Below are 5,734 nucleotides of genomic sequence, written 5' to 3' on the forward strand. Positions count from 1 at the left end.
GGGATTCACGGCGGCAAAACTATTTCAGGAGTATCCGCTAAACCACTACCGAAGTTAGTCATTGTCGTTAGAGATAATTTTAGACTTAAAGTGCAGGATTTATTACGTCATTTGTTTGATGGTGCGGATGATGCGCTGTTTGAAATGGCCGACAAAGCGGGCACTAATGGTGACCAAGCGTTGTATTTCGATGCGATGAGAGAGCTTCGTTTACAGAAGCGCCATATCGCAAATGCCGTTGTAAAGCAGTTGTTGACTAATTTCAATTCGCTTACCAGTGGTCCACAGGTGAACGGCCCGTCTGGTGACTCGATAGATTCATTGGATCTTATTGATAAGGATGAACTTGAGGTTAATGTCGCAGTCGATGCGATGGTGTCGAGGCTTAATCAAGGTATTGGCACGGTGCTCGAGGAGCTTAGTGCTCGGGTTTCCTTTATACTTGATGAGAGTGAAGTATTTTCTAAAGACTTTCCCGCGTCCCCGCATAAGCTATGTGATGCCTTTGCAAAAGCATGTGACTGTCTCGATTTTGGCATCCGAGCAAAGCTTATCGTGCTTAAACTATTTGAACGCTATGTACTGTCGAAAATGGCGGCAGTATATAAAGATTGCAATCAGCAGTTAAGGCAGTCAGGTGTACTTCCCGCATTAACGATCGGTATTGGCAAAACAGCGCGTACAAATAGCAGCAAGGCTGTTGAAATGCTCAATAATGTGTCAAAGACGGATACGATTAAATCAAATGGTCAGCTCGAGAATGCTACGCCTGATATCAATGGCTTTGATTCTTCAAGTGTTCCAACGCTCGGTGAAAATCAGTACCTTTCTCAGGGTATAGCTTTCGGTGAGTTGCGCTCTCTTCTTCATTCAGGTCAGCCCGCAAGTTCAATCGATGCAGGTGTTGGTGGTATGTCTAATATCATTCCGCAAACAAATATTATTCAGCAATTATCGGCGCAGCAAAATCGGTTCTCGGGACAGATTTCAGGTGATCAATTAGGTGGATATCAGCGTGTTGATTTTCGTAGTTTGTTATCAAGCTCGAGCGAATCTTCTGAGGGAGGGGCAATTTCCTCAGTGGACTCCGATGTCATTTCCCTAGTTTCAATGTTGTTCGATTTTATTCTTGATGATCGTCAGCTTCAGCCCGTTATGAAAGCGTTAATTGCAAGGCTTCAAATTCCTATACTTAAAGTAGCGATGCTAGATAGAAGCTTTTTTGATCGTGGCGGGCATCCTGCTAGAAAACTTCTGAACGAAATAGCTGCTGCTGCACTTGGTTGGACCGAAACAAGCGGTAGTAAGTCAGATAGACTGAAGGGAAAAATCGAAGCTGTCGTTGATAAAGTGCTAAACGATTTCGATGACAATCTAGATATTTTCCAAAGCTTATTAGATGATTTCATTAAATTTATAGTGATTGAAGATAAGCGTGGTCAACTTGTTGAGCAGCGCACAAAAGATGCTGAGAAGGGAAAAGCAGCCAATGACCTAGCCAAGAAGGCGGTTGATAATGCTTTAAATGCAATTTTGGCTGATCAGCAAGCAAGAGCGCGTAATGTACCAGAATGTGCAGAAGCTTTTCTTTCAAAAGCGTGGAGTAGGGTGCTTAATTACACATACCTAAACGGTGGTGTCGACTCAGAGAGTTGGAAGGCTGAAATTGCCTTGGTTAAAGATTTGATTTGGACGGTGAGCCCAGACAAGGAGGAGCTTGATGTTCGAGGCAAGTTATTGAAAACGATTCCTCGTGTTATGAGGAAGTGTCGGGAGGGGCTCAATCGGATCATGTATGATCAGTTTGAGGCGAAAACCCTATTGGCCGATATCGAAGCTCAGCATGTTAATGTCTTGAATAACTTGCAAACATACGAAGAGTTTGCCAAGTCTGCAATGGACGATAACGCCATTGCTGAGTTGGTTCAGGATACGCTTGAAATTGAACAAGACTTTAACGATTTTAAGCAATCTAGCGTTGAAGCCGAAAAGCCGGTCAAGCCTGCGCCTAAAGCTGCCTCTAGAGAAACAAACTCCGACAGTAAACCTGTCTCACCCAGTGAGCAAGGCACCGGTGATAACGCAGAAACGGAATCAAGTGTCGAGCCTACGCGTGCCGAAACGGTTCTAGAAGAAGATTTGAGTGCTAGTGCGAGCGATTCCATTCTTGATGCATTTAGTAAGCAGGTGGAAAGAGCTAGCATTGGCACCTGGTTTGAGGTTTCAAAGGAAGGACGTCCTGAACGTTGTAAACTTGCTGCACACATTAAGGCTATTGATAAGTTTGTTTTCGTTAATCGATCCGGCATCAAAGTAATGGAGCAGGATAAAAGTGGTTTTGCATCCCTGCTAAGAAATGGAGAGCTTCAAGTTCTAAATGATGGTTTATTGTTTGATCGTGCCTTAGAATCGGTGATCGGGAGTTTACGCGGAGCTAACTAGGTATGAAAATTTGTAATGGTTGGTTGGCTGGTGCTCGGAAGTGCCCGTCACCCAATTATAATGAGCGCCCTCAAGCTGCGCCGATCAACTTACTAGTCGTTCATAATATATCATTGCCACCGAAGTCCTTCGGCAATAATTACATCGAGCTTTTTTTCCAAAACTGTTTGCCAGTTGGTGAGCATCCGTATTTCGAGACAATTCGCGATCTTCAGGTCTCGTCACACTTCCTCGTTAAACGCAACGGAGAAATAGTCCAGTTTGTTTCCTGTAATGACCGTGCCTGGCATGCCGGACAGTCAAGCTTTTGTGGTCAGGAAAACTGTAATGATTTCTCGATAGGCGTTGAGCTGGAAGGCGCTGATGACATACCGTATCAAGCGATTCAGTATTCGCAGCTTGCCGCTCTAACTAATGCAATTCAGGAAAGCTACCCTGAAATTACGAAAGAGCGTATAACGGGTCATGAACATATCGCTCCACAGCGGAAAACAGACCCAGGCCCTGCTTTCGATTGGACGCTGTATCGAAACTCTATAGAGAACCCCCTTGTTTAAATGCGCCGCTGTTTAAGGTGCTTAATGATAAAGCGGGCGGGCGAAAACATTGCTTTGTGTGTGTCATTTACCGGTGGGATGCCGCCGCATATTTCGTGAGCAATAAGTTCTGCGGCGACGGGGCTTGTTAATGCGCCTTTGGAGCCGTGTCCAACGTTGACGTAAAGACCTTGATAGTAGTGTCCATAAAGATGTTTGCAGCTGTTGGCGCCAACTCGAAGTTTGGCAAAGGTCTCTTTCATTTGTTCAAAATTTGGAGCGAGCCCAACGATTGGAAGGTAGTCAGGAGTGGTGCAACGAAGGCCGGCGTTACTTTTTACATCATAGTCATTCAGGCTTTTATCTTCAGTGTTCTTATCCGAAATCCATGATGGGTTCCAGTGCTGAATTGCTTCGAAGTTCTTTTCATTGTCTTCTGCATTAGTGCTTTCATTATTTGAGTCCAAATCAAAGGTCGCGCCAAAGTGGTGCCAACCAGAAACAGATGGGCATAGGTAGCCTTCTCCTGTTAACACACACTGCGTAGATTTGATTTCCTCGCTATTCTGCTTAGATCTTATCGATGTAACTTGCCCGCGCAAGGGCTTGGTTGGCAGGTGTGCTAATTGGGGAAAACTCTTGGTGTCATTAGAGTTTGCAATGACAAGATGCCTTGTGTGAAAAAGGCCTGAATTTGTTTCTATGGTCCAGCTTGAGTCTGTATTTTGGCTGATCTGCTTCGCTTCGCAGTTGTAAAATGGAGTGATGGTAGCCTGTGACTTAGCTGGCTTATCGCTAAGTAGTATTTTTGCGTAGACTTTAGGGTCAAGCCAGCCCGCATTCTCAAACCACAAGCCGCCACAGGAGTGTTTCAAGCCAGACTTTTCTGAGGATTCATCAGCGCATATTGGCCGTATAAAATTGGTTGGCAGTTTGGTGTTATTAGCAAAGCGGGTTTGCTTGGCCGCTTCCTTATCACTCCATGCTAGCTGCAGTAAACCGCAAGGGTGCCAGAATTCATTATCAAAGTTTGCCTGTAGCCGCGGGTAATAGCGTAAGCTGTAGGCAAGGCAATGCTCTACGAAGTTAAACGTTTTGTTTCTCTCACTGGGAAACTTTGCGTACATTACCAGTTGGCTCTGGCCGCTGGCACCAGAAACAGGTGCTGGGCGAGTATCTATTATCGCAACATCCAGCCCGCGTTGATACAGCGCTGAAGCAGTGCTGATACCCGCTAAACCGGCCCCAATAATAACGGTATCGAAAGACTTGGACACGTCTTTATCTAAGGCGGCAGCCGTAGAGTTCTTAACGGAATTCTTTATCAGTGTTTGTGGGTAGGCCCAATTTGTTTTGCTTAAAGGTAAGTGACCGGTAGAACTGAGGTCTTGTTTTGTAATAGAGCCAAGAAGCATCTCTCGTTTTTTGCCAAAGCCTTTCTGGCGCTTAACACTGAAACCTGCCGATTCTAGCCCTCGTCTTACAGCTGACGCAGCGGCGAAGGTGGAAAAAGTGGCTCCGTCAGATGATAGTCTGGCAACTTCTTTAAAAAGAGCAGGTGACCACATTTCCGGGTTCTTATTAGGGGAAAAACCGTCCAGGTACCAGCAATCTGCCATAAAACGGTATTCATCCAGGGACTCATAAATATCCCCAAAAACCAGTGTGAGGATGACTCGGCCACACTCGAACTTCAGTGTGTGGTGTCCTTTTATAGTGAAAGGATAGTCGTCGCATAGTTGGGAAGATAAATCTGCAAGCTCAGGCCATTTACTCAAAGAGTTTCTAAGATCTGATAGAGATAGTGGGTGTTTTTCGAATGAGATGTAGTGAAAGTCACGACGGCCTTTTTCTTCACAGGCCAGCCATTGTCGCCAGCTTAAGAGAAAGTTTAGCCCGGTACCAAATCCTGCTTCAGCGACGATAAAGGGTTTTAGTGCGAGGCTTTCACCTATTAGTCTAGATGCGAGTTGATTGGCTTCAATGAAAACATATTGGCTCTCTTTAAGGCCATCAACAAGCGAGAAGTAAACGTCATCGTATTCTTTCGAGGCTGGAATATCGCCTTCCCAGCCAAGATTAGCTACCGAAAAATTGTCGACTTCTCTATTCATATTTTATGGCTTGCTATTGCTTGGCTGTGGGTGCCGGACTTTCAGGCTCGGAGCTCGGTTCGGTAATTGTAATTGATTGAATGATTATTGTGTCTACGGGAATGTCTCGCATATAACCATCAGACTTGGTGGCGACCTTAGATATCTTATCGGCTATTTCGAGTCCTTTAGTTACTTTGCCAAATACGGCATAACCCGCGTTGTGCCCGGATTTATTAAGCTGCATATTGTCTTTAACATTTATGAAGAACTGAGAAGTCGCAGAATGCGGGTCGTTCGTTCGTGCCATGGCGATAGTGCCGCGTAAATTAGGAATAAGAGAATTAGCTTCGTTCTTAATGGGCGAAGAGACGGGCTTTCGTCTCATTTTTTGATCAAAACCGCCACCTTGAACCATAAAGTTGGGAATAACGCGATGAAAGATAGTGTTGTTATAAAAGCCTTCGTTAGCGTAACGGATGAAGTTCGCAACGGTTACGGGAACGCGGTCTTTAAAAAGGTCGAGCTCGATAATGCCAAAGTTGGTTGTGATGGTCGCTTGAGTCGTATTGCTATACATTTCTTTTGCATGACTTGCTAGCGCAAAACAGCACAAAGATATAAATGTTAAATGGCACACAAATTTATTAAATAAGGATAGAT

4 protein-coding genes are annotated in these 5,734 nt (G+C 44.8%); 2 read left to right on the forward strand and 2 right to left on the reverse strand.

Annotation, left to right across the window (positions count from 1 at the left end; all coding sequences use genetic code 11):
* Both A3766_RS12640 and ampD read left to right on the forward strand, forming a co-directional pair.
* The coding region (locus A3766_RS12640) for a DUF1631 domain-containing protein (RefSeq protein WP_068642292.1) at window positions 1-2,442 on the forward strand (2,442 nt) is incomplete at its 5' end.
* 2 nt (window positions 2,443-2,444) lie between these two features.
* Window positions 2,445-2,999: a 1,6-anhydro-N-acetylmuramyl-L-alanine amidase AmpD gene (gene ampD / locus A3766_RS12645; RefSeq protein WP_068508078.1), complete on the forward strand. Its 555-nt coding sequence runs from the start codon at window positions 2,445-2,447 to the stop codon at window positions 2,997-2,999.
* Here the strand turns inward: ampD and mnmC are convergent.
* Together mnmC and A3766_RS12655 are read right to left on the reverse strand one after the other, a co-directional pair.
* The gene (gene mnmC, locus A3766_RS12650; RefSeq protein WP_068642294.1) at window positions 2,996-5,092 is read right to left on the reverse strand and encodes a bifunctional tRNA (5-methylaminomethyl-2-thiouridine)(34)-methyltransferase MnmD/FAD-dependent 5-carboxymethylaminomethyl-2-thiouridine(34) oxidoreductase MnmC; all 2,097 of its coding nucleotides are present in this window, start codon (window positions 5,090-5,092) and stop codon (window positions 2,996-2,998) included. The two genes, ampD and mnmC, sit on opposite strands and share 4 nt — an antisense overlap.
* A 13-nt stretch (window positions 5,093-5,105) precedes the next feature.
* Window positions 5,106-5,734, reverse strand: a 629-nt coding sequence (locus A3766_RS12655) for a peptidylprolyl isomerase (RefSeq protein ID WP_369808628.1), incomplete at its 5' end; no start/stop codon positions are given.

The organism is Oleiphilus sp. HI0132 (genome assembly GCF_001635845.1).